The sequence below is a fragment of the Sphingobium cupriresistens genome, assembly GCF_004152865.1.
Lineage (GTDB): Bacteria > Pseudomonadota > Alphaproteobacteria > Sphingomonadales > Sphingomonadaceae > Sphingobium > Sphingobium cupriresistens.
In genome coordinates this window covers 26553-51189 of the sequence record NZ_SEOO01000005.1, presented here as the reverse complement: position 1 = coordinate 51189, position 24637 = coordinate 26553, and the positions used below count along the sequence as shown (strand labels likewise).

Here is a 24637-nt window from a genome sequence, read left to right as displayed (position 1 = left end):
GCGTCATTCCCTTAAACCGTTCGGTTCGAGCAGCTTCGAGCTTGTCGAGAAGCGCCCGTCGAGAACCCTTTCTCGACTGCGGTTCTCGGCTTCGCTCGAACCTCCGCTCGACACGAACGGGATTGATGGATGGGGCGGGCCTTCACCCCCCATGCCAGACATTGGCCAGATGGCGCGGCGCACGCCCCGGCGCAAGGAGGATGACGTCGATTCGCATGTCGTCCCCCGGTTTCGCCAGTTCGTGCCACAATATTTCCGCCGCCTTCGCGACCCGCGCCAGCCGCCGCTCGTCGATCGCTAGGTCCAGTTCCGCCGCGCTCGCCCGCGCTTTCACCTCGACAAAGGCCAGCATCGCCCCCCGCCGCGCGACCAGATCGACCTCGCCAGCGGGCGTACGCATCCGGCGGCCGACAATCTGCCAGCCCTTCAGCCGCAGCCACCAGGCGGCGATGCGTTCGGCCTGCCGCCCGCGCTTCTCCGCCGCCGCTCTCGTCACCCCTTCAATTCCGTCGCCCGATCATAGAGCGTCCGCCGGTCCAGCCCTAATTTCTTCGCGACCTCGCCCGCCGCCTTCGACACCGACAGCCGGGTCAGCGCCTCCCGCAACGCCGCGTCGGCGTCCTCCGTGCTGGCGGGCGGCGATTCGCCCGGCGGGCCGACGGTGACGACGATCTCGCCCTTGGGCGGCGCATCGGCATAGCGGGCGGACAGTTCGGACAGCGTACCGCAGGCGGTTTCCTCGAACGTCTTGCTGATCTCGCGACTGACCGCCGCATCGCGATTCCCCAGATGCGCCGCCATGGCCGACAGGCTTTCCGACAGGCGCGGCCCGCTTTCGTAGAAAACCAAAGTCGCGCGCAATGCCGCCACCTCGTCCAGCGTATCGCCCCGCGCCTTCGTCTTGCTCGGCAAAAATCCCATGAACAGGAAGCGATCGGTCGGCAGCCCCGACAGCGTCAGCGCTGCGATCGCCGCGCTTGGCCCCGGCAGCGTCGTGATCCTGCGCCCCGCCGCCCGCGCGTCGCGCACCAGCTTGTAGCCCGGATCGGAAATCAGCGGCGTGCCCGCATCCGACAGCAGAGCGATCGATTCGCCCGCCATCCGATCCACCAGCCGCTGGCGCACATTTTCCGCGCTATGATCGTGATAGGGCACCATCGGCCGGTCTGAACCGGCATGGCGCAACAGTCGCGCGCTCACCCGTGTATCTTCCACGGCGACCACATCGGCCAGCCGCAGGACTTCGGCCCCGCGCGGCGTAAGGTCACCAAGGTTGCCGATCGGCCCAGCCACGATATAAAGCCCAGGCTCTAGCCCAGAAGTTCGAGTTTCCATAAGGACGCCAGATGACAGAGACGGATGCCCCCCGGCAAGCAAATGTGTTCGCTGCCATGAAGCGCGGCGCGCGCTGCACCTTCATGGGGGCGGCGCTGTTCCTGGCCGCCTGTCAGTCGATCGTGCCCAAGGGGCCGGCCCCCGCGCCGCCCACCGGCCCGGTCCAGCCGACCGGCCCGGAAGTGGTGCAGGGCCTGCCGACCGACGCCATGCGCCATCGCGTCGCGCTGCTGGTGCCGATGAGCGGTCCCAATGCGGGCGTCGGCCGATCGATCGCCAACGCCACTACGCTGGCGTTGATGGATACCAAAACCGACAGGGTTCGCATCACCACCTATGACACCGCGCTTGGTGCGGCTGCGGCGGTGAACAGGGCGCTGGCCGACGGCAACCGCCTGATCCTGGGACCGTTGCTGGCGGAGGACGCCCGTGTGATCGGGCCTATCGCCGCGCGCGCCAATGTCCCGGTCATCAGCTTCTCCAACGATAACAGCGTCGCGGGCGGCGGCGTCTATATCATGGGTTACAATCCCACCCAGTCGATCGAACGGGTCGTCGGTTTCGCCCGCGAAAGAGGCCTGAGCCATTTCGGCGCGCTGATCCCGCGCGGCACCTATGGCGAACGGGCGGGCAATGCGCTGCTGCGCGCGGTCGAGCAGGCTGGCGGCACCGTCGTGTCCATGCAGACGTTCGACCGCAGCCCCGCCTCGATCACGGCAGCGGTCAAGAAATTGCAGGCGTCATCCAGCTATGATGCGCTGCTGATCGCCGACAGCGGCCGCGTCGCGCTTCAGGTCGCGCCGATCGTGCGCAAAAATGGCGGCGCGACCGCGCGCCTGCTCGGTACGGAACTGTGGAATACGGAAGGCACGCTGGCCGCCAGCCCGGTGCTGCGCGGCGCCTGGTTCGCCAGCGTTTCCGACACGCTCTACCGCCAGCTCGCGACCAAATATCGCGCCCGCTACGGCGCATCCCCCTTTCGCCTGTCCTCGCTCGGCTATGATTCGGTGCTGCTGACCGTCCGCATCGCGCAGGACTGGAAGCCCGGATTGCCCTTCCCCGCCGCGCGCCTGCGCGACGCAGGCGGTTTCTCCGGCATCGATGGCGCCTTCCGCTTCAACCGCGCCGGCGTCGCCGAACGCGCGCTGGAAGTCAGCGAAGTCGGCGCTGGCGCCGTGACCGTCGCCGATCCTGCACCAAGGGGGTTTGGGGAGTAATCCAGACCCCGTTCGCTTCGAACGGATATCTTATTCGTTAACCCGCGCCATCGGCACAATCAGCGGCACGTCCCCGTCCCGCTCGATCCGCGCCGTCACGCCATAGACCCGCGCCAGCGCACCCGCCGTCAGCACGTCCATCGGCGCGCCATCGGCCACCAGCGCCCCGCCGTCCATCAGCAGCAGCCGGTCGCAATAACGCGCCGCCATGCCGAGGTCGTGCAGCACCGTCACCACCAGCGCCCCGCCGCGCGCCTCGCCGCGCAGCAGGTCCATGACGTCGATCTGATGCCCCGGATCGAGCGCGGCCAGCGGCTCGTCCGCGATCAGCCCGTGCGCGCCCACCGCCAACGCCCGCGCCAGCAGCACCCGCGCGCGTTCGCCACCCGACAATTCGGTCGCGGTCCGACCCTTCAGATGCTGCACATCGGCCCGGACCATCGCCGCCTCGATCACCGCTTCATCATCCGCCGACATCCTGGACAATGGCCCCAAATGCGGCAATCGCCCCAGCGCCACCAGCCGCTCGACGCTGAGCGGCCAGTGCAGCGTCTGGCCCTGCGGCAGATAGGCGACGGCGCGCGCCATCGCCCGCCGGTCGAGCCGCGTCACGTTCTGTCCGTCGATCAGCACCCGCCCCGCCTGCGGCTTGACCAGCCCCAGCAGCGCGCGGATCAGCGTGGACTTGCCCGCACCATTGGGACCGATCACGCCCACCAAAGCCCCCGGCTCCAATCTCACGTCCACATCCCGCACCGCCGCGTGGCGGCCCAGCCGCACCGTCAGCCCCTGCGCCGATATCGTCACCATAGCCGCCGCTCCCGTATCAGATGCCCCAGGAAGACGGGCACGCCCAGCAGCGCGGTCACCACCCCCAGCTTCAATTCATTATTGGTCGGGATCAGCCGCACCCCGATGTCCGCCAGAGTCAGCAGCGCTGCGCCGCCCAGCATGGACGGGACCAAAACGGACGATGGCGACCGGTCGGTCAGCGGTCGGACCAGATGCGGCACGATCAGCCCGACGAACCCGATCGCCCCCGACACCGCCACCGCGCCGCCTACGCCGATCGCCACGCCCAGCATCATGCGCAACCGCGCGACCGACAGGTTGACGCCCAGCGCCTGCGCGCCATCCTCGCCCAAGGTCAGCGCATCGAGCGTCCGCCCGTCCGCGATCAGCAGCGCCGCGCCTACGACGACGCAGGGCAGCGCGATCCAGACATGGGCATAGCTGCGATTTTCCAGACTCCCCATCAGCCAGCTCATGATTTCCATTGCGGCGAAGGGATTGGGCGACAGGTTGAGCGCCAGGCTGATGCCTGCCCCCGCTAAAGTCGCCACCGCGATCCCCGCCAGGATCAGCGTCAACGGACTTTCTACCGTGCCCGACAATGCGAACAGCGTCAGTATGGCGACTAGCCCGGTCAATATGGCCAGCAGCGGCAATATCATCGGATGCAACTGCGCCAGCCCGAAATAGAGCGCGCAGACAGCCCCCAGCGCCGCCGCATTGGACGCACCCAGCACCGACGGCTCAGCCAGCGGATTACGCAGATAACCCTGCAACGCTGCCCCCGCCAGCCCCAGCATCGCGCCGACAACCAAGCCCAGCAGCATCCGCGGCAAACGCAGGTCCAGTATGATGGTGCGGGCGACCGCATCGCCGCCGCCGGTCAGCACAGCCCAGACGCGCGCTGGACTGATCGCCACCGCGCCCAGCAGCACGGAGCCGAAGGCGGTGCCGAAGACCAGCAGCAGCAAGCCGGGGATCAGCAACGGATGATGGCGGCGCGCGGTCACTTGCGCGCGCCTTGGCGGTTGGCAATGCCGCGTGTTCCTGCGAAGGCGGAATCAAGTCCCGCTATTGGATTCAACACGCTTCCATGATCCGCCCCCTGATGATCGCGGCAACCGCCCTGCTCGTGCTTGCCGGCACGTCCGCATCGGCCGCCCCGCGCCGCATCGTGTCGCTCAACGTCTGCGCCGACCAATATCTGCTGGCCCTCGCCGATCCGACCCAGATCGCCGCGCTCAGCAGCAACGCCCGCGATCCCGAACTCTCCGCAGCGGCGATCAAAGCGCGCGGTTTCCGCACGCTGCGCCGTCCCGCGGAGGAAGTGCTGGCGATCCGCCCCGACCTGATCCTGGGTTTCCCGATCGGCCCGAATGCGGTAGCGGGCGCGCCGCCGGGCCAGTGGCGCACGCTCGGCCTCGCCAGCGCCGACAGCTATGCCGCGATCCTCGACCAGATCCGCCAGGTGGCGCGCGCCATCGGGCATGTCGATCGCGGTGAAAGACTGATCGCGGCCATGAACCGCGACCTCGCCGCCCTTCCTCGCCCCAAACACAGCGGCGTCGCGGCCTATTATCAGCGGCGCGGCTATATGACCGGCACCGGCACGCTGATCGACGATCTGATGCGCCGCATGGGCCTCACCAACCTGGCGGCAAAGCTCGGCAAGCCCCCGCTGGCGCAGGTGCCGCTGGAGGAAATGGTCGCCGCGCGCCCCGAATGGCTGATCGTGGAAAGCGCCACCGACCGCGTGGTCGATCAGGGCACCGAAATGCTGCACCACCCCGCGCTCGCCGCCGTTCCGCGCATCAGCCTGCCGCAAAGCTGGACCGTGTGCGGCGGCCCCGCCTATGTGCAGGCGGCGCGCACCATCATGGCGCGACTGAACGCGCCGCGCTGAAGGGGCAGGCATCACGCCCGCCCCCTTGCCTGTCGATCAGAAGCGAACACGCACGCCGCCATAGGCAGCGCGGCCATAGGAGCCATAGCCATAGGCCGTCTGGTACGTCTCATCGAACAGATTGTCGATGCGACCATAGACTTCCAGATGCGCGCCCAGCGGCATCGAGGCCCGCACCCCGGCCAGCGCATAGCCGTCCAGCCGCCGCGTATTGGCCGCATTGTCGAAGCTGTCGCCCACCATCGTGACCGTCGCGCCGGTCGACAGGCCGAACGACCAGACATAGTCGGCCGACACGCTCACCGCATTGGCGGCGCGGCGGGCCAGGCGATTGCCATAGTTGGCCGACCCCGCCGACCGATCCCGCGCATCGACATAGCTGTAGCTGCCGGTGACGGTCAGCGCATCGACCGGCTTCAGCGCGATCGACGCTTCCACGCCCTTGGCGCGGGTGCGGTCCAGATTATTATAACCGCCAAAGGGTGGCAGCGAGGAATCATAATTGATCTGGTCGCGCGTGTCGCGGCGGAACGCCGTAACCGACAGCATCGCCCGCCCGCCATCTAGGCTCTGGTCAAACCCGATGTCGTAGCTTTTCGACCGCTCCGGCCGCAGCGCTGTATTGCCGCTATAGATGTCATATAGCTGATAGAGCGAAGGCGCCTTGAATCCTTCGCCATAGCTCAGCCGCACATTGGTCGCGCCGCCATTGGGCGAATAGTTGGCGTTGGCGCCAAAGGTCGTCGCCCCGCCGAACTGGCTATGGTCGTCATGGCGCACGCCGCCGGTGACGGCCAGGCCTGCGAAGGGCTTGACGATCGCCAGCGCATAGACGCTGTCGATATTGATCTTCGCGCTCGCCGTGTCGCCAAAGCCGAAGAAATCATAGTCGGGCCGTTCATGCTCATAGCCAAACAGCAGCTTGGCCTGCTCGACCGGCGCATAGACGCCCTCATATTCGAACCGCAGGTTGGTGCCCGAATAGCCATAGTCTGGGTCGGTGCCGCGCACGAAATAATAGTCGCGGTCGTTGCGCAGATATGTGACGGCGGCGCGATTGGTCAGCTTGCCATCCAGCAGCGCCAGGTTGAGGCCCGCATAGCCGACATATTGGTCAAGCTTGCTCACATCGCTGCTGTCGGCAGGCGCGCCGAAGAAGCTGTCATAGTCGATGTCCGCATGGATATAATAGCCACGAAGGTCCAGGCTCAGCGCCTCGGTGAAATTCAGCGTCAGCCGCGCGTTGGCCGCGATATTCTCGGTCCCGTCGCGCTCCGTGCCCCCGGCTGCCGACGAAATGCCGTCGGTACGGAAATAGGCCGCGCCGATCCCGCCCGCGGCGATGCCGCTGGTGCCCGACACGTCCGCCTTGGCGTTCAGCGTATCGCTATAGCCATAGTCCACCGATGCGTTCGCGCCAAACCCTTCAGCCGGCACGCCGGTCATCACATTGACCACGCCGCCGATCGCCTGGCTGCCATGCACTACCGAGTTGGAGCCGCGCAATATCTCGATCCGCTTGATATTGCCGGTCAGCAAAGGCCCGAAATCATAACCGTCGCCGATGCCGCTGGGATCGTTGACCTTCACCCCGTCGATCAGCACCAAAGTCTGCGTCGTTTCCGCGCCGCGCAGCGACACGCCGGTTACCCCGCCGGTCGATCCGTTGCGGTTGAAGCGCACGCCCGGCGTCGTCGCCAGCAGGTCGACCACATCGATCGCCTGGCGCGTCTTGATCGTCTCCGCGTCGATCACGGTGATCGCCTGGCCGACCTCGTCGCGCGACTGCGCGACGCCCGTGGCGGTGACGACGATCTGGTCATCCTGCGCCAGAACCGGCGTCGCTACGATCAGCGCCACCAGAGAAATACCTGTTTTCAGCATATATACCCCCCGGCGCCTGTGCGACTTGGGCTGGGGCGTCCGCAACGCGGTCAGGCAGAGGCAAGGGATGGCGCCATATCCCGTCCACAACCCGATGCGGCCCCGGCCGCATGGCGTCGCTCGACGGAAAAACCACCGTGCCCTGGCCATCCCCTGGACCAAAGCAAGAGCGACCAAGCGCCGGCAGGTCTCCTGGCTCGCGGGTCGCAGCACGAATGCATAGCCTTCCCGGACATCGGTCCAGTGGCCGGTCTTTCGACCATATGCATCGCACTATCCGCTTACAGTTGCAGGGACAGCCACGGAATTGGGCGCTCGCACGCCCGCACCGCATTCCCGATTAAGCCCCTGACGGGGCACCGGCGCGATCATCTCGCAGGGGAAGCCAAGCCGCCCCTGCGCCGCGCGCTGTAGGGGAAAGCGGATGCAATGCCAAGCCGTCGCCGGTTTAGGGCAACAGCCTGTGGCCGCGCAGCAACAGCGCATCGCCCCGCGCCAGCACGACCAGCGGCAGGCCGGCCGCCTCCGCGCGAGTCGCGGCCAATCGCGTCGGCGCGGAAATGGTGACCAGCATCGGGCACTGGCTCAGCACCGCCTTCTCCACCAGTTCATAGGAACAGCGCGACGACAGCAGCGCGAAACCGCCGTCCCAGTCCGCCCGTGCCCTGTCTCCTTGGCGCGCCATCGCCCCGATCAGCTTGTCGAACGCATTATGCCGCCCGACATCCTCCCGCACCAACAAGATCGCGCCATCCGCGCCGACCCAGGCGGCGGCATGGGCGGCCCCGGTCGCCGCGTTCAACGGCTGATGATCGCACAGCCCCCCCAATGCGCGAAAGATGGCGGCGGGGTCCGCCCGCGATACCGCCGTCACCTTGGGCAGCGGCCTTATCGCCTGCTCCAGATTTTCGATCCCGCACATGCCGCACGACGACTCCGACACACGATGCCGCACTCGCTCCAGCAAGGCCTCGGTGCGGTCCTGCGGCAATGTCGCGCGCGCCACGATCCCCTGGTCGGTACGATGCGTGTCGACATCGAACGCCGCATCGCCCGGCCCGATCAGCCGCTCGGCCAGCGCAAAGCCCAGCACCAGATCGCCAATGTCACTCGGCGTCGCCATCAGCACCGCATAGCCGATGCCGTTAAATTCGATCGCGACCGGCACTTCCTCCGCCAGCGCGCGGGCGATCTCCTGCGTCCCGCCGTCCGGGGTCAGACGATCGAATGTCAGGGGGCTGGCGGCGGCGTCTTCCATCATCAGGGCGTAGCGGTGGACGGCGCGCCGCTCAACCGGCGTCGCAATGGCCCGTCTCGTCCACCGCGTTGAATTGCGTCGCGTCGACATCAGGCGCCGCCCGACCCCGCGCCATCCGCGCGACGGCGGCCGCCACCATCGGCGAAAGCCGGTCGGGCTGGTCCTGCGCGATGGCGACGATCTGCGCCTTCATCCGCGGGTCCCAGAAACGGGTCAGATGCTCGGCCAGCGCTTCCGTCGCCTTCGCGTCTCCCATCATCGCCAGATTGCGCGCAATCTGGTGCGCCATATAGAGCAGGCGGTCCTCGGTGGACATGACATGGGTATCATCGCTCATATCCGCCTCCCTATTCGGCCGCTTCCAACGGCGCGATGCGGCGACTGTTGCGCGCCTGCCGCGCATAATCCTGCTGCCAGTCGCTCGGCCCGTTCGACGCCATCACCTGCACCGCCGTCACCTTATATTCCGGGCAGTTGGTGGCCCAATCGCTATAGTCGGTGGTGATGACGTTCGCCTGCGTCTCCGGGTGATGGAAGGTCGTATAGACCACGCCCGGCGCGACCCGCTCGGTAACAAGCGCGCGCAGCGTCGTCTCCCCAGCCCGGCTGCGCAAAGTCACCCAGTCGCCGTCCTTCAGGCCGCGATTGTCCGCATCGCTCGGATGCATCTCCAGCCGATCCTCCGGGTGCCAGGCGGTATTGGCGGTCCGCCGCGTCTGCGCCCCGACATTATAGTGGGACAATATCCGCCCCGTCGTCAGCAACAACGGGAAGCGCGGTCCGGTCTTCTCGTCGGTCGGCACATAGTCGGTGACGACAAACTTGCCCTTCCCCCGCACAAAGCCGTCTATGTGCATGGTCGGCGTCCCGTCGGGCGCTGCGTCATTGGCCGGCCATTGCAGCGATCCTTCCGCCTCCAGCCGGTCATAATGCACGCCGGCAAAGGTCGGGGTCAGTGCCGCAATCTCATCCATGATTTCGGACGGGTGGCCATAGGTCCAGCCCAAGTCCAGGGCGTTGGCCACCAACTGCACGATCTCCCAGTCGGCATAGCCATTCAGCGGGGCCATCACCTTGCGCACCCGCTGGATGCGCCGTTCCGCGTTGGTGAAGGTGCCGTCCTTCTCCAGAAATGTCGATCCGGGCAGGAAGATATGGGCGTAATTGGCGGTTTCGTTCAGGAACAGATCCTGCACCACCACGCACTCCATCGCCGCCAGCCCGGCTGCGACATGATGGGTATTGGGATCGGATTGCAGGATATCCTCGCCCTGCACGAACAGGCCCTTGAACGTCCCGTCGGTCGCGGCGTCCAGCATGTTGGGGATGCGCAATCCCGGCTCGGCGTCCAGCGCCACGCCCCATGCCCGCTCGAACATGCTGCGCGTCGCGGTGTCGGACACATGGCGATAGCCCGAAAATTCATGCGGGAAACTGCCCATGTCGCAAGCGCCCTGCACATTATTCTGCCCCCGCAGCGGGTTCACGCCCACGCCCTCGCGTCCGACATTGCCGGTCGCCATGGCCAGGTTGGCGATGGCCATGACGGTGGAGGAACCTTGCGAATGTTCGGTGACGCCCAGCCCATAATAGATCGCGCCATTACCCCCGGTGGCATAGAGCCGCGCCGCCGCACGCACCTCGTCCGCCTTCACGCCGGTCAATGGCTCGATCGCCTCTGGCGAGCGCGCTGGCTCCGACACGAACTCCGCCCAATCGGCAAATTCGTCCCAGTCGCAGCGCTCGCGAATGAACGCCTCGTCATAAAGCTTCTCGGTCACCACCACATGGGCGATCGCGGTCAGCATCGCGACATTGGTGCCGGGCCGCAGGGGCAGATGATGCTCCGCCGCAATATGGGGCGATTGCACCATATCGGTACGGCGCGGGTCGATGACGATCAGCTTCGCGCCCTGCCGCAACCGCTTCTTCATGCGGCTGGCGAACACCGGATGCCCGTCGGTCGGGTTTGCGCCGATCACCAATATGACGTCGGCCGCCATCACGCTGTCAAAATCCTGCGTCCCCGCCGATGTGCCGAACGTCTGGCTCAACCCATAGCCGGTCGGCGAATGACAAACGCGCGCGCAAGTATCGACATTATTATTGCCGAACCCCTGTCGGATCAATTTTTGAACCAAAAAGGTTTCTTCATTGGTGCAGCGGCTGGACGTGATCCCGCCGATGCTGCGCGTCCCATATTTCGCCTGAATCCGGCGAAACTCGCTCGCGGTATGGGCGATGGCCTCGTCCCACGACACTTCGCGCCAAGGCTCGCTCACCGACGCGCGGATCATCGGGTTCAATATCCGGTCCTGATGCTGCGCATAGCCCCAGGCGAAGCGGCCCTTGACGCAGCTATGACCCCGATTGGCCTTGCCATCCTTCCACGGCACCATCCGCACCAGTTCCTCGCCCCGCATTTCCGCGCGGAACGTGCAACCCACGCCGCAATAGGCGCAGGTGGTGACGACGGCGCGATCGGGCGTGCCGATCTCCACCACCGCCTTCTCGATCAGCGATGCGGTCGGACAAGCCTGCACGCACGCCCCGCAGGACACGCATTCGGACCCCAGGAAATCCTCGCCCTGCGACGCCGAAACCTTGGAGTCGAACCCCATATTCTCGATCGTCAGCGCAAACGTCCCCTGCACTTCCTCGCAGGCGCGCACGCAGCGCGAACAGACGATGCATTTGCTGGGATCGAAATCGAAATAGGGGTTCGACTGGTCCTTCGCCTGCCCCATATTGGTCGCGCCGTCATAGCCATAGCGCACGTCGCGCAGGCCCACCGCGCCCGCCTGATCCTGCAATTCGCAGTCCCCGTTCGCGCCGCAGGTCAGGCAGTCGAGCGGATGATCGGAAATATAGAGTTCCATCACCCCGCGCCGCAATTGCTTGAGGCGCTCGGTCTGCGTCCGCACCACCATGCCGTCCGCGACCGGCGTGGTGCAGGACGCCGGATAGCCGTTGCGCCCTTCCACCTCGACCAGGCAGAGGCGGCACGACCCGAAACTCTCGACGCTATCGGTCGCGCATAATTTGGGGATCGACCCGCCGGTCAGCGACGCGGCCCGCATGATGCTGGTGCCTTCGGGCAGGGTCACGCTCTGCCCGTCGATGGTCAGGGTGACGTTCTTGCCAGTGGCGATCGCCGGCGGCGTGCCATGGTCTGTTTCGCGGTTGAAGCTCATTCCGCGGCCTCCTTGATGGGCGCACTCGCACCAAAATCTTCGGGAAAATAATCGAGCGCGCTCAGCACCGGATAAGGGGTGAAGCCCCCCAGCGCACAGAGCGACCCATATTTCATCGTATCGGCCAGATCGCGCAGCAGGCTGGTCTGCGCCTCGATCGACACATCGATCCGGTTCGGTGCCCGCGAGTAAAGCGCCCTATCCAAATAGCCCTCCCCCGTTCGGGCTGAGCCTGTCGAAACCTTCCCCTTATCTTCAGGGTGAGACGTGTCCCGCGCCCCGATGATCCGGTCCATAATCTCCACGCCGCGCGTCGATCCGATCCGGCAAGGCGTGCATTTGCCACAGCTTTCCGCCGCGCAGAACTCCATCGCAAAGCGCGCCATATGCGCCATGTCCACGCTATCGTCGAACACCGTGATCCCGGCATGGCCGATCAACCCGCCCGCGGCCGCGAACGCCTCATAGTCGAACGGCAGATGGAACATGCTCGGCGGGAAATAGGCGCCCAGCGGCCCGCCCACCTGCACCGCCCGCACCGGCCGCCCGCTCGACGTGCCGCCGCCGATATCGTTCACCAATTCACCCAGCGTGATGCCGAAACCGACCTCATACAGCCCGCCATGCCGCACATTACCCGCCAGTTGCACCGGCATGGTCCCGCGCGACCGGCCGAACCCGACCGCCGCATAGGCATCCGCCCCCTGCGCCAGAATGAACGGCACCGCCGCCAGGCTCAGCACATTGTTGATGACCGTGGGCCGGCCAAACAGCCCCTGCAACGCCGGCAAAGGCGGCTTGGCCCGCACCTGCCCCCGCTTGCCCTCGATCGAATCGAGCAGCGCCGTCTCCTCGCCGCAGACATAGGCGCCCGCGCCCTCGCGCACCTCCAGCGTGAAGGGCGCGACGATGTGCGCCGACGCCGCGATCGCCGCGCGCATCGTCGCGATCGCGAACGGATATTCCGACCGGATATAGATATAGCCATGCCGCGCGCCGACCGCATGAGCGGCAATCGCCATCCCCTCGATCAGGCAGAAGGGATCGCCCTCCATCAGCATCCGGTCGGCGAAAGTGCCGCTGTCGCCCTCGTCCGCATTGCAGACGATAAACTTCTCGTCAGCAGGCGCGTCCAGCACCGTCTGCCACTTGATCCCGGTCGGGAACCCCGCACCGCCGCGCCCGCGTAGCCCCGACGCCTTGACCGTATCGACCACCTGTTGCACCGCCTGCGCCCGCGCCGTCCCCAATCCTTGCCAGCCACCATGCGCAGCATAATCCGCCAGGCTCAGCGGATCGATGACCCCGCACCGCGCGAAGGTGAATCGCCGCTGCCCGACAAAGAAAGGCAGGTCCTCCACCTTCCCCAACCGCGCCGCGTGCGCGCCGTCCAGCACCGCCGCGACATCGCCCGGTCCCACAGGACCAAAGCCGATCCGCCCCAGGTCCGTCTCCACCTCGACCAGAGGCTCGATGCTGAACAGCCCGCGCGATCCCGTTCGCACCACCTCGCACCCGGCATCACCAAAGGCCCGCGCCACATCGTCCGCGCCCAGCGCCACCGACGCCATGTCGCGGCTCACAAACACGCGCGTCATGCCGCCACCTCCAGTGCAATCCGCTCCAGCGCGGCCGCATCAATCCGCGCCACCGGCCGTCCGTCGACCAGCGCATTGGGACCGATCGCGCACAGGCCCAGGCAATAGACCGGCTCCAGCGCGACCTGCCCGTCGGCCCGCGTCGCGCCCATCGCCACGCCCAATCGCTCCGCCGCCGCCTTTTCGATCGCCGCGGCGCCCCGCGCCTGGCAACTTTCGGCTCGGCACAGCTTCACCACATGCCGCCCCGGCGCGACCCGGCGAAAATCATGGTAGAAGGTGACGACCCCATGCACATCCGCGCGGCTGAGGTTCAGCGCCTTGGCGATCGCCGGCACCCACGCATCGTCGATATGGCCGGCCTCTTCCTGCATCGCGTGCAGCAGCGGCAACAGCCGGTCGCGCGTCGCGCCATGGCGCGCGGTCCATGCGCCGATAAATTCTTCCATTTCTACCCTGCCTTCTGGCCCGAATTTTGGGTGCGATCCTGCGCCCCGGCCATCAGCGGGTCAAATCGAAGTCGTCCATCTTTGATAGAAAAATCCTATCACGCTGTTCGAAAGCCCGGCGGCAGGCGCATCTCGCGCGCGACCCCCAGCACCGCCTGCGCCAGCGGCCCCATCGGCGCACTGTCGGACACGATCACCCCGACCCGACTGCCCTCGTCCGTCTGGGGCATGGCATGGGTCCGCGCCCAGCTCAGCCCCTCCAGCAAGGTCGCATGACTGTCAGGAATGATCGAACACAGCCGCCCCTGCTGCACCAACCCCAGCAGCGCGACATAGCTATCCGCCGTCACCAGCGGCCGCAGCGCCAGCCCTCGCTCGGCCAGCCGCGCATCGAGAATCCGCCGGTTCTGCATCCCCTGATGCAGCAGGCAGAGCGGCAGCGTGGCCAGCCCAGCCCAATCGAGCGGGTCGGGCACCACCACACCACCCACCGCGCTCACCAGCATGGTCCGCTCGACATAAAGCGGCACCGACAGCGCATGGGCGGGCGGCTCGAAATCCAGATAGGTAAGGCCCGCGTCCAGCTCGAATGCGGCCAGGTCTCGCTCGATCTGCCGCGACGTCAGCGCCCGTATCGACACGTTAAGGCCGGGATGCCGCGCCTGCATCGCCGCGACCAGGCATCCGATGGCGGGCATCGCCGCCGGAATCGCGCCCAATCTGAGTTCCCCCCTCAACGGCCCGCGCGCCGTCTCCGCGGCCTGCCCCAGCGCCTCGGCCGCCGCCACCAATTGCCGCGCCCATGGCAATATCGCCTCCCCCTCCGCGGTCAGCCCGCCATATTTGCGGTCGCGCCGGATCAGCCTCTTGCCCAATTGCGTCTCCAGCGTGACAATCCCGGCGGACAAAGTGGGTTGCGACACATTGCAACGCGCGGCGGCGCGGGCGAAATGACCTTCGCGCTCCAGCGCCAGGAAATATTCGACAAGGCGGGTCTGCATATCGCCACCTTATGCCTTATAGAGCATAGCTATCAAGGGAGCGGCGATGGACGAGACAAGGATATTGGGAGCCGTGCTGGCGGGTGGACGCGCCACGCGCTTTGGCAGCGACAAGGCGCTGGCCCGCATGGCCGACGGCCGCACCCTGATCGACCATGCGGTGGCGGGCCTCGCCCCCCATGTGGCGGCGGTCGTCATCTGCGGGCGGGAAGGCGGCCTGCCCGATCGCCCCGCGTCCGACATGGGACCGCTCGGCGGATTGAACGCCGCGCTCCATCATGCGCTGGACTATGGCTTTGCGGGCGTGCTGACCACCGGCTGCGACATGCCCTTCTATCCCGCAGCCCTGCCCGCCGCCCTGATCGGCGAAAGCGCCGCCATCCTCAAAGGCCAGCAACTGCTCGGCTGGTGGCCCGCCACGCTCGCATCCGAACTGGACGCCCATCTGGCGGAGGAGAATAATCGGTCAATATATGGCTGGATCGACCGCGCAAACGCGCGCGTGGTGGAGATACCGGGCCTGGTCCTCCCCAACATCAACCGGCCGGAGGATCTGGCGGGTCTATAGCCCGTGTTCCCGCAATTTCAGACCGCCAGCGCCTCTCCCACCGCCATATCCGCAACCACCGGCGTCCCCGCCACCGCCTCGCCGATCAGCAACAAGGTCGGATCGTCATCGCTGATCGTCTGCACCAGAAACGCCAGCGCCGACAGCTTCCCCCGGATCAGCCGCTCGCTGGGCAGCGACACATTGACCGCCACCATCACCGGCGTCTCCGGGTTGCGCCCCGCCGCGATCAGCGACCGGCCAATCTCGCCCGCCGCCGCACGCCCCATATAGATGCCCAGCGTCCCGCCCGGCCGCGCCAGCGCTTCCCAGTCCAGCTTCAGCGGCTCGCCCGCCTTGAGATGCGCCGTCACCAAAGTCAGCCCCCGCGCCACGCCCCGCAAGGTCAATGACGCACTCCCGCTCGCCGCCGCCGCGCTCGCCGTGGTGATGCCGGGGCAGATATGGAAACGCACCCCCGCCGCGCCCAAATGCGCCATCTCCTCGGCCGACCGGCCGAATACCGACGGATCGCCGCCCTTCAACCGCACCACCCGCCGGCCCGCCTGCGCCGCCACCAGCAACAGGTCGTTGATGCTGCCCTGCTGCTTGCTATGCCGGCCGGACCGCTTGCCCACGCTCACCTGCTCCACGCCTTGCGGGATCAGGTCCAGGACGCCCGGCCCCACCAGCGCATCGTAAAACACGATATCGGCCGCTGCGATCAGCTTCTCCGCCTTGCGGGTCAGCAGGTCCGGGTCGCCCGGCCCCGCGCCGACCAGCCACACCTCACCGGGCGCAATCATCTCATTCGGCTGCATGAAGCGTCTCCTGACGGGTCTCTTTCAATAGATTGGCGAGCGCGGGCCGGCACGACCCGCAATTGGTGCCCGCGCCGATCGCCTTGCCGATCGCGGGCACATCGACCAGTTGCTGCTCGCGGATCGCCGCGACGATCTGGTTCAGGCCGATGTCGAAACAGACGCAAATGGTCGCGCCCTTGTCCGGCTGGCTCCCCGGCCCGCGCGCCGCCAGTACAGAAGCGCCCACGCCTTCGACCGACAATTGCCCGATCAGCCAGTCGCGCGACGGCAGCAGGCCGGTGCGGGTGATGAACAGCACGCCCGCCAGCTTGCCTTCACGGATGATGGCCACCCGCCGCGTGCCCCGCGTCTGGTCGATCGCCTCGACCCGCTCACCCTTGGGCAGGCACGCTTCCAACCGCGCGGCATCGCCATTGCCCGCTACTTCGTAGAGCGCGCCGCCCGGCACGCTGATCTTGGTGGACCAAAGGCAGGGTAGCTTCACTGGCTCCTGGCCCCGCAGGATCAGGAAGCCTTTCCATTCGGTCGCGACCCGCTCGACGCTGGCCGGCGTCGATTTGAAACCCGGCTGACCCGAATGGGGATCGACCAGCGGCCGGGGCAAAAGGCCGGTGCGCCCGCCGCTCGACACCTGGTCGGTCCAATGGATCGGCGTGAAAATCTCGCCGACCCGCTGTCCTTGGCTCAACATCACGCGAAACAGGCTGCTCCCCTGCGCCGTCTGCACCTGCGCCAGATCGCGATCGCCTATCCCCAACGCCTGTGCATCGCGCGGATGGATCTCGACCAGCGGCTCCTCGCGATGCCGCGCCAGCTTGGGCGCCAGGCCGGTGCGCGTCATCGTATGCCACTGGTCGCGATAGCGGCCGGTGTTCAGCGTCATCGGCCAGTCTTTGAGCGGCGCTTGCACCTCCATCTGCTTTGTCAGCACCAGCCGCGCCTTGCCGTCGGGGGTCGGAAAACGCCCGTCGGCAAAGGGCGTCCCGCCCCAGCGGAACGGCTCCATCGCGTCATAGGCGTCATTGCCGATCGTCGCCCACGCCCGCAGGTTCAACAGCCGTGCCCCGTCATTCTGATAGGCGGTCAACCGCGCATGTTCGCGCCAGATATCGGCGGGCCGGTCATAGGCGAAGGCATTGCGCCACCCCATGCGCCGCGCAACCTGCGTCACAATCCACCAGTCCGGCTGCGCCTCGCCCGGCAACGTCAGGAAGGGCCGCTGGCGGCTGATCGTGCGGTCACTGTTGGTGACGGTGCCGTCCTTCTCCCCCCATCCGGCGGCGGGCAGGCGGACGTCGGCATGAACGCTGGTGTCGGTATCGGCGATGATGTCCGACACCACGACGAAGGGGCATGTTTCCAGCGCCTCACGCACGCGCCCCGCATCGGGCAGCGACACGGCGGGGTTGGTCGCCATCACCCACAGCGCCTTGATCCGCCCTTCGCCGATAGCGCGGAACAGGTCCACCGCCTTCAACCCCGGCTTGGTCGCCATCGTCGGCGCGGCCCAAAAACGGCCGACGCGCGCGACATTGTCGGCCGCGAAATCCATATGCGCCGCCAATGTGGACGCCAGCCCGCCGACCTCGCGCCCACCCATGGCGTTGGGCTGGCCGGTGATGGAGAAGGGCGCTGCGCCCGGCTTGCCGATGCGGCCAGTGGCCAGATGGACGTTGATGATCGCATTGACCTGGTCGGTGCCACGGATCGACTGGTTGATGCCCTGGCTGAACAGGGTAACCGTGCGGGGCGTCGCGGCGAACAGCCGGAAAAACTGCTCCAGCAGCGCGGGCGCAATGTCGCAGGTTTTCGCCGTCGTCCACAGGTCGTGGCCGGTGCCGATATGATCCCAGAAGCCGTCGGGCGCGGTCACGCTATCGCCCAGAAACGCCGGATCGGTCATCCCCTCGGCCACGCACCAGGCGAGCAGGCCGTTCATCAGCGCGACGTCGGTGCCCGGCTTCACCGCCAGATGCAGGTCCGCGTCCTCGCAGGTTTCGGTGCGTCGCGGATCGATCACGACCAGCTTGGTGCCACGCGCCGCGCGCGCCGCCTGGATGCGCTGATACACGATCGGATGGCACCAGGCGGTGTTGGACCCGACCAGCACGATCAGATCGGCTTCGTCCAGATCGTCATAGCTGGCGGGCACGATGTCTTCGCCAAATGCCCGGTTATGCCCCGCCACCGCGCTCGACATGCAAAGGCGGCTGTTGGTGTCGATGTTGGCCGAACCGATGAAGCCTTTCATCAGCTTGTTGGCGACATAATAATCCTCGGTCAGCAATTGGCCGGAGACATAGAAGGCGACGCTGTCCGGCCCATGCCGCGCGATCGTCTCGCGAAACTTCTTCGCGACCAGGTCCAGCGCCTTGTCCCAACTCGCCCGCCTGCTGCCCACCATTGGATGCAGCAGGCGCCCGGTCAGCCCCACCGTCTCGCCCAGATGCGTGCCCTTGGAGCAGAGCCGCCCGGCATTGGCCGGATGCGCCGCATCCCCGTTGATGACGACCGATCGCGGCCCGGTCGGCATGGCCGATATGCCGCAGCCGACACCGCAATAGGCGCAGGTGGTGCGGATCGGCTCCGCCATCAGGCCGCCGCCTGCATCGCGACAGGCCGCGCGATCCATATCCGCCCGCCTTCTTCCTTGACCGCGATGGTCGGCGTGCAGCCCTCGTCCGCGCCCTGCGCCTCGCCGGTCTGGAGCGCGATATTCCAGTTATGCAGCGGGCAGGCGACGCTATGGCCATGGACGATGCCCTGGCTCAGTGGCCCCTTTTTGTGCGGACATTCATTGACCAGCGCGAACACCTGGTCGTCGCCGGTGCGAAACACCGCGATCTCCTTTTCGCCGCCGATCTGCACCGTCCGCGCGCCGCGCTGGGGAATGTCGGCCAGGGTGCCGATGTCGATCCAATCCGTCATATGATTCACTCCGCCGCGATGGAGATGGGGTCGAGATGCTGGTGCAGGTCGCTATTGGCGCCCGCGGCGCGCTGCGCCCAGGGATCATCCTGCATGAACTGCTGCGAAAACAGGAACCGCGCGCGCAGCGCCTCGCGACCGGCTTCATCCTCCACGATCCGCTGCTTGACATACTCCACGCCGACCCGCTCGATCCACGGCGCGGTCCGCTCCAGATAGCGGGCCTCTTCGCGGTAAAGCTGGGTGAAGGCGGCGCAATAATCGAGCGCCTCCTGCTCGGTCGGCACCTTGCACAGCAGGTCGGTGACGCGGACATGGATGCCGCCATTGCCGCCGACATGCAGCTCATAGCCGCTATCCACGCACACGATGCCGAAATCCTTGATCGTGGCTTCCGCGCAATTGCGGGGGCAGCCCGACACCGCGATCTTGAACTTGTGCGGCATCCACGACCCCCAGGTCATCCGCTCGGTCTTGACGCCAAGGCCGGTCGAATCCTGCGTGCCGAAACGACACCATTCGCTCCCCACGCAGGTCTTCACCGTGCGCAGCGACTTGCCATAGGCATGGCCCGACACCATCCCCGCCGCGTTCAGGTCCGCCCAGACGGCGGGCAAATCCTCCTTCTTGATCCCGAATATGTCGAGCCGCTGCCCGCCAGTGACCTTGACCATCGGCGCGTCATATTTCTCGACCACATCGGCGATCGCGCGCAATTCGCGTGGGTTGGTCAGGCCGCCCCACATGCGCGGCACGACCGAATAGGTGCCGTCCTTCTGGATATTGGCGTGCATCCGCTCATTGACGAAGCGGCTCTGCTGGTCGTCGACATAGACGCCCGGCAACGCGCAAAGCAGATAGTAATTCAGCGCCGGGCGACAGGACGAACAGCCGTCGGGCGTGGACCAATGCAGTTTCTGCATCACTTCGGGGATCGACCGCATATCCTGCGCCACGATCTCCCGCCGCACATCATCATGGCCAAAGCTGGTGCATTTGCACATCGTCTTGGGGCCGGACTGGACGTCATCGCCCAGCACCACCGCCAGCAGATTTTCGACCAAGCCGGTGCAACTGCCGCAGCTCGCCGACGCCTTGCACCCCGTCCGCACCGCGTCCAGGCTGCATGCGCCCTGTTCGATGCAGGCGACGACCTGGCCCTTGGAAACGCCGTTGCAGCCGCAAATCTCGGCATCGTCCGAGAGCGCCGCAACGGCCGACTTAGGGTCCAGCGCGCCCCCTCCCTGGGCGAAAGCCTGACCGAAGATCAGCAGGTCGCGCATCTCGGCGACATTTTCGCCGCGCTTCAGCAGGTCGAAATACCAGCCGCCATCGGCCGTATCGCCATAGAGGACCGCGCCGATGACCTTGTCATCCTTCACCACGACCCGCTTATACACCCCGCGCGATGCATCGCGCAGGACGATATCCTCGCACCCCTCGCCGCCCGAAAAATCACCGGCGGAAAAGACATCCAGCCCCGCGACCTTCAGCTTGGTCGATGTGACCGAACCCTTATAGCCTGTATGCTGGTCGGTCAGCCCGTCGGCCAGGCTGCGGCACATGTCCCACAGCGGCGCGACCAGGCCATAGACATTGCCGTCATGTTCGACGCACTCGCCAACCGCCAGCACGTCCGCATCGCTGGTGACCATATGGTCATCGACCTTGATGCCGCGATTGACCTCCAGCCCCGCTTCGCGCGCCAGCGCGGTCGCGGGACGGATGCCCACCGCCATGACGACCAGACTGGCGGGAATTTCGCGGCCATCCTTCAACCGGACGCCCTCGACCTTGTCTTCACCATAAATTTCGGCGGTATTGGCCCCGGTCAGGATGGTCTGGCCCCGCCCTTCCAGCGCGCTCTTGAGCAGCCAGCCGGCCGCTTCATCCAGCTGTCGCTCCATCAGCGTGTCCATCAGGTGGATGACCGTCACCTTCATCCCGCGCAGCGTCAGGCCATGCGCCGCCTCCAGCCCCAGCAACCCGCCGCCGATCACCACCGCGTTCCCGCCCTTCCCGGCGGCTGCGACCATGGTGTCGACGTCCTTCATGTCGCGGAAGCTGATGACGCCTGGCAGATCCTTGCCCGGCACCGGGATGATGAACGGATCGGAACCGGTCGCGATCAACAGCTTGTCATAATGCACCGTCCGGCCGCTTTGCGCGGTCACGCTCTTGGTCGCCCGGTCGATCGCCGTCACCGGATCGCCCGCGATCAGCGCGATGTCGTTATCGTCATACCAGGCGCGATCGTTGATGACGATGTCGTCGAACGTCTTCTCGCCCGCCAGCACGGGCGACAGCATGATGCGATTATAATTCACATAAGGCTCTGCGCCGAAGATGGTGACGCGATAGCGCGCGCCGTCCCGCGCCAGCAGTTCCTCGACCGCGCGGCACCCGGCCATGCCGTTGCCGACCACGACCAGATGTTCGCGCACATCGTCCATCGGCACCAGCATCTGGTCATCGCCGCCCGCCACCGGCGCCATTGCGGCCTGCGTCTCGATCTGAAATTCCATCCCCGTCGCTCCAGAAAAACAAAAAGCCGCCATCCTGACCCCCGGTAAGAACCGAAAGTCAGGATGGCGGCTTTGCCATCATATGGGCCTTGTCGATCCGTCCCTGGACCGCCGCGGCTATGTGAGAAGGACATCCTTGTCCCTTGCAGTGCAGCATATGGGGAATCGCTCGATCACTCAAGCGATTCCTCTCATGGATTTTCAATCAGATGGCCCAATCGGCCTGCAACCACAGCTTGTCGGTGTCCGTCGCCATCGCCTTCGCGTCATAATGGGCATAGCGCAGCGACAGGGCGGTCTTCTTCACCTTCGCGGATGCGATGAGGTTCCACTCATTGCCATAATGCAGGTCCAGCCGGTCGCTGTCGAACCGGTGCCATGTCGCCGCCAGCGCCACGCCCGTCATCGGCCCCACCTGTTTCCAGCCATAGCCGCCACCGACATACAGGTCGCGCACGCCATTGGCGGGCGTGACCAGGAACTTGTCGGCCCAGCCCTGGAATTTGAAATTGGTGCCCAGCGGCGTCTGGAAACTGGTCAAAGCCGCGCCGCTGCTGGCGCCCAGCACTTCATAACCAGCGTTCAGCTTCCATCCCCTGACGTCGAGCGTGGCGTCCGCCAGCCAGTAATCCGCGCTATAATTGTTGGGATTGCGATGATGGTCGGACTGGCGCGCATAACTGAACTGATAGCTCAGCTTGGCGACCTTGGAGAGCGGCCGCGATCCCGCCAGCCGCACGCCATAGGTCTGACTGGACATGCGAAACCCCTGCATCGCGGCTTCATCCTGATCCACCATATAGCCAAAGCCGGTCAGCGTGCCGACGGGCGTTACATAGGACAGGTTGGCCAGGATATTGTCCCCGCTCACCGCCTGCTGCCGCGCGCCCTTGCCCTGGAAACCCCATATCGTGCGCACGCTCCACGCATAGGCGACGTCCAGCTTCAACCCCTTGGCCGGCGCCCATTCGGCGCGCACCGCGTCGAACGTCTGCGCATTGTCGCGAAAGGCGACATTGCCCACGAACCGTTCGTCATCCAATGCGATCTTCTGTCGTCCGCCAGTCAGCGTCACCGCCTTGGTCTTGTACTGCAACTGCGCGATATAGAGCGCGATATTCTCCGGATCGGCCACGATCGGCCGGGTCGCCGCGCCATTCACCCCGTCATAATAGCGGTCGATGAGCGCCAGCGTCCCCTGCCCCACAACGCTCGCGGACAGCGCGCCGCTAGTGGCGATCAACCCGGCGCGGGCGCGCATGGTCAGGGCGTCGGCGTCTTGTGGCAGGCCATCCTGATCGACATGCTCATAGCGCAACCGCGCTTCGGCGACGGGTTTCAAACTAATCTCTTGGGCGTAAGTTGGCCCTGCGACGGCCAGCACGGCCGCCGATGCGATGATCTTTTTCATGGGAAATCGTCCCCCCTCGGACGAAGATACGGATCTAATCCCGTTCGCCCGAGCGATGTCGAAGGACTCTGCTGAGCGGAGGCGAAGCTGCTTCGCTGCGCTCAGTGAGAGACTTCGACTTCGCTCGGCCCGAACGATGTTAACTTTGGGGCGGCAGCCTTTCATCGTCGCATCGCTGGTGCGGAAAACCGGGTCCCACTTTTCCGCGCGATGCTTGACGATGGGCCGCCGCCTCTCCTACTCTTTTAGATGCGGGCGCCCGTGGTCCAGGTCGCGCGCCACTTGGCCTTGACCAGCATCAGGCCCAGCAAGGCCACCACCGCCAGCCCGGCGAAGATCAGAAAGCCCGATGCGAAGCTGCCGGTGAACTGCTTGGCGATCCCCAGCGAACTGGCGAGGTAGAAGCCGCCGATACCGCCGGCCATGCCGACCAGGCCGGTCATCACGCCGATTTCCGCCTGGAACCGCTGCGGCACTAGCTGGAAGACCGATCCGTTGCCGGTGCCCAGCGCCAGCATGGCGAGGACGAACAGGCCCAGCGCGCCAACCAATGTGGTGGCAAAGGCCACCCCGGCCAGCGCCAGCGCCGCGACGATCAACACCATGGTCAGCGTCTTCACGCCGCCGATCTTGTCGGCCAGCGCGCCGCCCATCGGCCGCACCAGCGATCCGGCGAACACGCATCCCGCGGTGCAATAGCCCGCGATGATCGGGGTCAGGCCGAACTGGTCGGTGAAGTAGATCGGCAGGCTCGCGGCCAGGCCGACGAAACCGCCGAACGTCACCGAATAAAAGCCCATCAGCCACCAGGCGTCAGCCTGCTTCAATGGCTCGAAATAGTCGACCAGCTTCTTGGCCGGGGGCGCGTTGGGCGCGTCCTTCGCCATCAGCATATAGGCCACGAACACGATCGTCAGCGGAATGCAGGCCAGGCCCAGCACCGCGTTCCAGCCGAAAATCTTGGCCAGCATCGGCGCGAACAGCGACGCCAGCACCGTGCCCGAATTGCCCATGCCAGCCAGGCCCATGGCCTTGCCCTGATGCTCCGGCGGATACCAGCGGCTCGCCAGCGGCAGCGCGATCGCGAAACTCGCGCCCGCAAAGCCCAGGATGACGCCCAGCGCCAATGTGCCGCCAAAGCTGTTCACGCCCATCATCCAGGCGGTGAACAAGCCAAGGATCACAATGATCTGGCTGATCGCGCCCGACAGTTTCGGGCCTATCCGATCGACCAGCAGGCCGTTGACCACGCGCAGCAGCGCGCCGGCCAGCGTCGGCACCGCGACCATCAGGCCCTTTTCGGCCGGGGTCAGCATCAGCGTCTTGGAAATCATGGGCGCAAGCGGCCCCAACAACACCCACACCATGAAGGCGAGGTCGAAATACAGGAATGCGGCGATCAAGGTCGGCGTGTGGCCGGCCTTCCAGAAACTTGTCGCGGGTGCGGCCGGTGCGGCCTCTCCATCACGATCCCAATAAGCGGTTGCCATGCTACGTCCCCCAATAAACGGAAATGGACACGAAAAAAGCCGCAGGCCGGACGTTACCTTGGCGGTAAATCCGGTCAGCGGCTTTGCTGCGAATATGGATGAGGATGGCGATCCCACCCTTGGGACGGCGCATCCTTGTCAGCGCACTTCGTCGTGCGACCCTTATGGTATCTCGCGATTCGCATCATGTTGCAAGGCACAAAATGGGAGGACGAACCGCCCCCCTATTGCCGTTCGCCCTGAGCCTGTGGAAGGGCCGCTCTTTCTTCTTGTCTTATAAA

General features: G+C 66.0%; 20 protein-coding genes and 1 riboswitch. Of the genes, 3 read left to right on the top strand and 17 right to left on the bottom strand.

The features are described 5' to 3' along the window. Positions 1-142 precede the first annotated feature (142 nt). Positions 143-496, bottom strand: a complete 354-nt coding sequence (locus EWH12_RS04470) for a YraN family protein (protein ID WP_129925855.1) — start codon at positions 494-496, stop codon at positions 143-145. After that, positions 493-1335: a 16S rRNA (cytidine(1402)-2'-O)-methyltransferase gene (gene rsmI / locus EWH12_RS04465; protein WP_129925854.1), complete on the bottom strand. Its 843-nt coding sequence runs from the start codon at positions 1333-1335 to the stop codon at positions 493-495. The genes EWH12_RS04470 and rsmI overlap by 4 nt, the downstream gene beginning before the upstream one ends. Before the next feature lie 11 nt (positions 1336-1346). Here rsmI and EWH12_RS04460 point away from each other — a divergent pair, with 11 nt between their 5' ends. Beyond that, on the top strand, positions 1347-2552 hold the full coding sequence (locus tag EWH12_RS04460) for a penicillin-binding protein activator (RefSeq protein ID WP_422917714.1): 1206 nt from the start codon (positions 1347-1349) through the stop codon (positions 2550-2552). A 30-nt stretch (positions 2553-2582) separates the two neighbouring features. Here the strand turns inward: EWH12_RS04460 and EWH12_RS04455 are convergent, their stop codons facing one another. Both EWH12_RS04455 and EWH12_RS04450 read right to left on the bottom strand, forming a co-directional pair. Then, a complete protein-coding gene (locus tag EWH12_RS04455) occupies positions 2583-3362 on the bottom strand; it encodes an ABC transporter ATP-binding protein (RefSeq protein WP_066604618.1) in 780 nt (259 codons plus the stop codon). After that, complete coding sequence (locus EWH12_RS04450) at positions 3356-4354, bottom strand: FecCD family ABC transporter permease (RefSeq protein WP_129925853.1); 999 nt, start codon at positions 4352-4354, stop codon at positions 3356-3358. The genes EWH12_RS04455 and EWH12_RS04450 overlap by 7 nt, the downstream gene beginning before the upstream one ends. An 83-nt stretch (positions 4355-4437) precedes the next feature. Here EWH12_RS04450 and EWH12_RS04445 point away from each other — a divergent pair, with 83 nt between their 5' ends. Beyond that, entirely contained in the window at positions 4438-5247 is an 810-nt protein-coding gene (locus EWH12_RS04445) for an ABC transporter substrate-binding protein (RefSeq protein WP_066604624.1), read from the top strand. A gap of 36 nt (positions 5248-5283) precedes the next feature. Here EWH12_RS04445 and EWH12_RS04440 read toward each other — a convergent pair whose 3' ends face one another. From EWH12_RS04440 to EWH12_RS04410, 7 genes are all read right to left on the bottom strand, one after another. Then, positions 5284-7131: a TonB-dependent receptor plug domain-containing protein gene (locus EWH12_RS04440; RefSeq protein WP_066604626.1), complete on the bottom strand. Its 1848-nt coding sequence runs from the start codon at positions 7129-7131 to the stop codon at positions 5284-5286. Between the two features lie 165 nt (positions 7132-7296). Further along, positions 7297-7510: riboswitch (cobalamin riboswitch) on the bottom strand. Positions 7511-7579: 69 nt separating this feature from the next. Continuing rightward, positions 7580-8392: a formate dehydrogenase accessory sulfurtransferase FdhD gene (gene fdhD / locus EWH12_RS04435; RefSeq protein WP_066604628.1), complete on the bottom strand. Its 813-nt coding sequence runs from the start codon at positions 8390-8392 to the stop codon at positions 7580-7582. 28 nt (positions 8393-8420) lie between these two features. Beyond that, positions 8421-8726 (bottom strand): formate dehydrogenase subunit delta, encoded by a 306-nt coding sequence (locus EWH12_RS04430; RefSeq protein WP_201785499.1) that lies wholly within the window; start codon positions 8724-8726, stop codon positions 8421-8423. A 10-nt stretch (positions 8727-8736) separates the two neighbouring features. Further along, a complete protein-coding gene (fdhF, locus tag EWH12_RS04425) occupies positions 8737-11583 on the bottom strand; it encodes a formate dehydrogenase subunit alpha (RefSeq protein WP_129925852.1) in 2847 nt (948 codons plus the stop codon). Beyond that, positions 11580-13181, bottom strand: a complete 1602-nt coding sequence (locus tag EWH12_RS04420) for a formate dehydrogenase beta subunit (protein WP_129925851.1) — start codon at positions 13179-13181, stop codon at positions 11580-11582. Before EWH12_RS04420 ends, fdhF begins: the two co-directional genes overlap by 4 nt. Further along, complete coding sequence (locus EWH12_RS04415) at positions 13178-13630, bottom strand: NAD(P)H-dependent oxidoreductase subunit E (RefSeq protein WP_129925850.1); 453 nt, start codon at positions 13628-13630, stop codon at positions 13178-13180. Before EWH12_RS04415 ends, EWH12_RS04420 begins: the two co-directional genes overlap by 4 nt. 98 nt (positions 13631-13728) lie before the next feature. Continuing rightward, positions 13729-14631 carry a LysR family transcriptional regulator gene (locus tag EWH12_RS04410; protein WP_129925849.1) on the bottom strand — a complete coding sequence of 301 codons (903 nt, stop codon included), beginning with the start codon at positions 14629-14631 and terminating at the stop codon, positions 13729-13731. 46 nt (positions 14632-14677) lie between these two features. On the opposite strand from EWH12_RS04410, the gene mobA reads away from it, so the two are divergent. Then, positions 14678-15199 (top strand): molybdenum cofactor guanylyltransferase, encoded by a 522-nt coding sequence (mobA, locus tag EWH12_RS04405; protein WP_066604642.1) that lies wholly within the window; start codon positions 14678-14680, stop codon positions 15197-15199. 17 nt (positions 15200-15216) lie between these two features. On the opposite strand, the gene cobA is transcribed toward mobA, so the two are convergent. From cobA to EWH12_RS04375, 6 genes are all read right to left on the bottom strand, one after another. Next, positions 15217-15999 (bottom strand): uroporphyrinogen-III C-methyltransferase, encoded by a 783-nt coding sequence (gene cobA, locus EWH12_RS04400; RefSeq protein WP_129925848.1) that lies wholly within the window; start codon positions 15997-15999, stop codon positions 15217-15219. Beyond that, positions 15986-18595 carry a nitrate reductase gene (locus EWH12_RS04395; protein WP_129925913.1) on the bottom strand — a complete coding sequence of 870 codons (2610 nt, stop codon included), beginning with the start codon at positions 18593-18595 and terminating at the stop codon, positions 15986-15988. The genes cobA and EWH12_RS04395 overlap by 14 nt, the downstream gene beginning before the upstream one ends. Continuing rightward, a complete protein-coding gene (nirD, locus tag EWH12_RS04390) occupies positions 18595-18930 on the bottom strand; it encodes a nitrite reductase small subunit NirD (protein WP_066604648.1) in 336 nt (111 codons plus the stop codon). The genes EWH12_RS04395 and nirD overlap by 1 nt, the downstream gene beginning before the upstream one ends. Positions 18931-18935: 5 nt before the next feature. Further along, positions 18936-21425, bottom strand: coding sequence for a nitrite reductase large subunit NirB (gene nirB / locus EWH12_RS04385; protein ID WP_129925912.1), 2490 nt, complete (start codon positions 21423-21425; stop codon positions 18936-18938). 235 nt (positions 21426-21660) lie between these two features. Beyond that, on the bottom strand, positions 21661-22866 hold the full coding sequence (locus EWH12_RS04380) for a hypothetical protein (protein WP_129925847.1): 1206 nt from the start codon (positions 22864-22866) through the stop codon (positions 21661-21663). A gap of 245 nt (positions 22867-23111) precedes the next feature. Further along, the gene (locus EWH12_RS04375) at positions 23112-24356 is read right to left on the bottom strand and encodes a nitrate/nitrite transporter (RefSeq protein ID WP_066604652.1); all 1245 of its coding nucleotides are present in this window, start codon (positions 24354-24356) and stop codon (positions 23112-23114) included. Between the last annotated feature and the right edge of the window lie 281 nt (positions 24357-24637).

Excerpts from the sequence above, each read along its gene's own strand:
- rsmI (WP_129925854.1), bottom strand. The coding sequence starts at position 1,335 with ATGGAAACTCGAACTTCTGGGCTAGAGCCTGGGCTTTATATCGTGGCT.
- EWH12_RS04460 (WP_422917714.1), top strand. The coding sequence starts at position 1,347 with ATGACAGAGACGGATGCCCCCCGGCAAGCAAATGTGTTCGCTGCCATG.
- EWH12_RS04455 (WP_066604618.1), bottom strand. The coding sequence starts at position 3,362 with ATGGTGACGATATCGGCGCAGGGGCTGACGGTGCGGCTGGGCCGCCAC.
- EWH12_RS04445 (WP_066604624.1), top strand. The coding sequence starts at position 4,438 with ATGATCCGCCCCCTGATGATCGCGGCAACCGCCCTGCTCGTGCTTGCC.
- EWH12_RS04440 (WP_066604626.1), bottom strand. The coding sequence starts at position 7,131 with ATGCTGAAAACAGGTATTTCTCTGGTGGCGCTGATCGTAGCGACGCCG.
- fdhD (WP_066604628.1), bottom strand. The coding sequence starts at position 8,392 with ATGATGGAAGACGCCGCCGCCAGCCCCCTGACATTCGATCGTCTGACC.
- EWH12_RS04430 (WP_201785499.1), bottom strand. The coding sequence starts at position 8,726 with ATGAGCGATGATACCCATGTCATGTCCACCGAGGACCGCCTGCTCTAT.
- fdhF (WP_129925852.1), bottom strand. The coding sequence starts at position 11,583 with ATGAGCTTCAACCGCGAAACAGACCATGGCACGCCGCCGGCGATCGCC.
- EWH12_RS04420 (WP_129925851.1), bottom strand. The coding sequence starts at position 13,181 with ATGACGCGCGTGTTTGTGAGCCGCGACATGGCGTCGGTGGCGCTGGGC.
- EWH12_RS04415 (WP_129925850.1), bottom strand. The coding sequence starts at position 13,630 with ATGGAAGAATTTATCGGCGCATGGACCGCGCGCCATGGCGCGACGCGC.
- EWH12_RS04410 (WP_129925849.1), bottom strand. The coding sequence starts at position 14,631 with ATGCAGACCCGCCTTGTCGAATATTTCCTGGCGCTGGAGCGCGAAGGT.
- mobA (WP_066604642.1), top strand. The coding sequence starts at position 14,678 with ATGGACGAGACAAGGATATTGGGAGCCGTGCTGGCGGGTGGACGCGCC.
- cobA (WP_129925848.1), bottom strand. The coding sequence starts at position 15,999 with ATGCAGCCGAATGAGATGATTGCGCCCGGTGAGGTGTGGCTGGTCGGC.
- EWH12_RS04395 (WP_129925913.1), bottom strand. The coding sequence starts at position 18,595 with ATGGCGGAGCCGATCCGCACCACCTGCGCCTATTGCGGTGTCGGCTGC.
- nirD (WP_066604648.1), bottom strand. The coding sequence starts at position 18,930 with ATGACGGATTGGATCGACATCGGCACCCTGGCCGACATTCCCCAGCGC.
- nirB (WP_129925912.1), bottom strand. The coding sequence starts at position 21,425 with ATGGCGCCGGTGGCGGGCGGCGATGACCAGATGCTGGTGCCGATGGAC.
- EWH12_RS04380 (WP_129925847.1), bottom strand. The coding sequence starts at position 22,866 with ATGAAAAAGATCATCGCATCGGCGGCCGTGCTGGCCGTCGCAGGGCCA.
- EWH12_RS04375 (WP_066604652.1), bottom strand. The coding sequence starts at position 24,356 with ATGGCAACCGCTTATTGGGATCGTGATGGAGAGGCCGCACCGGCCGCA.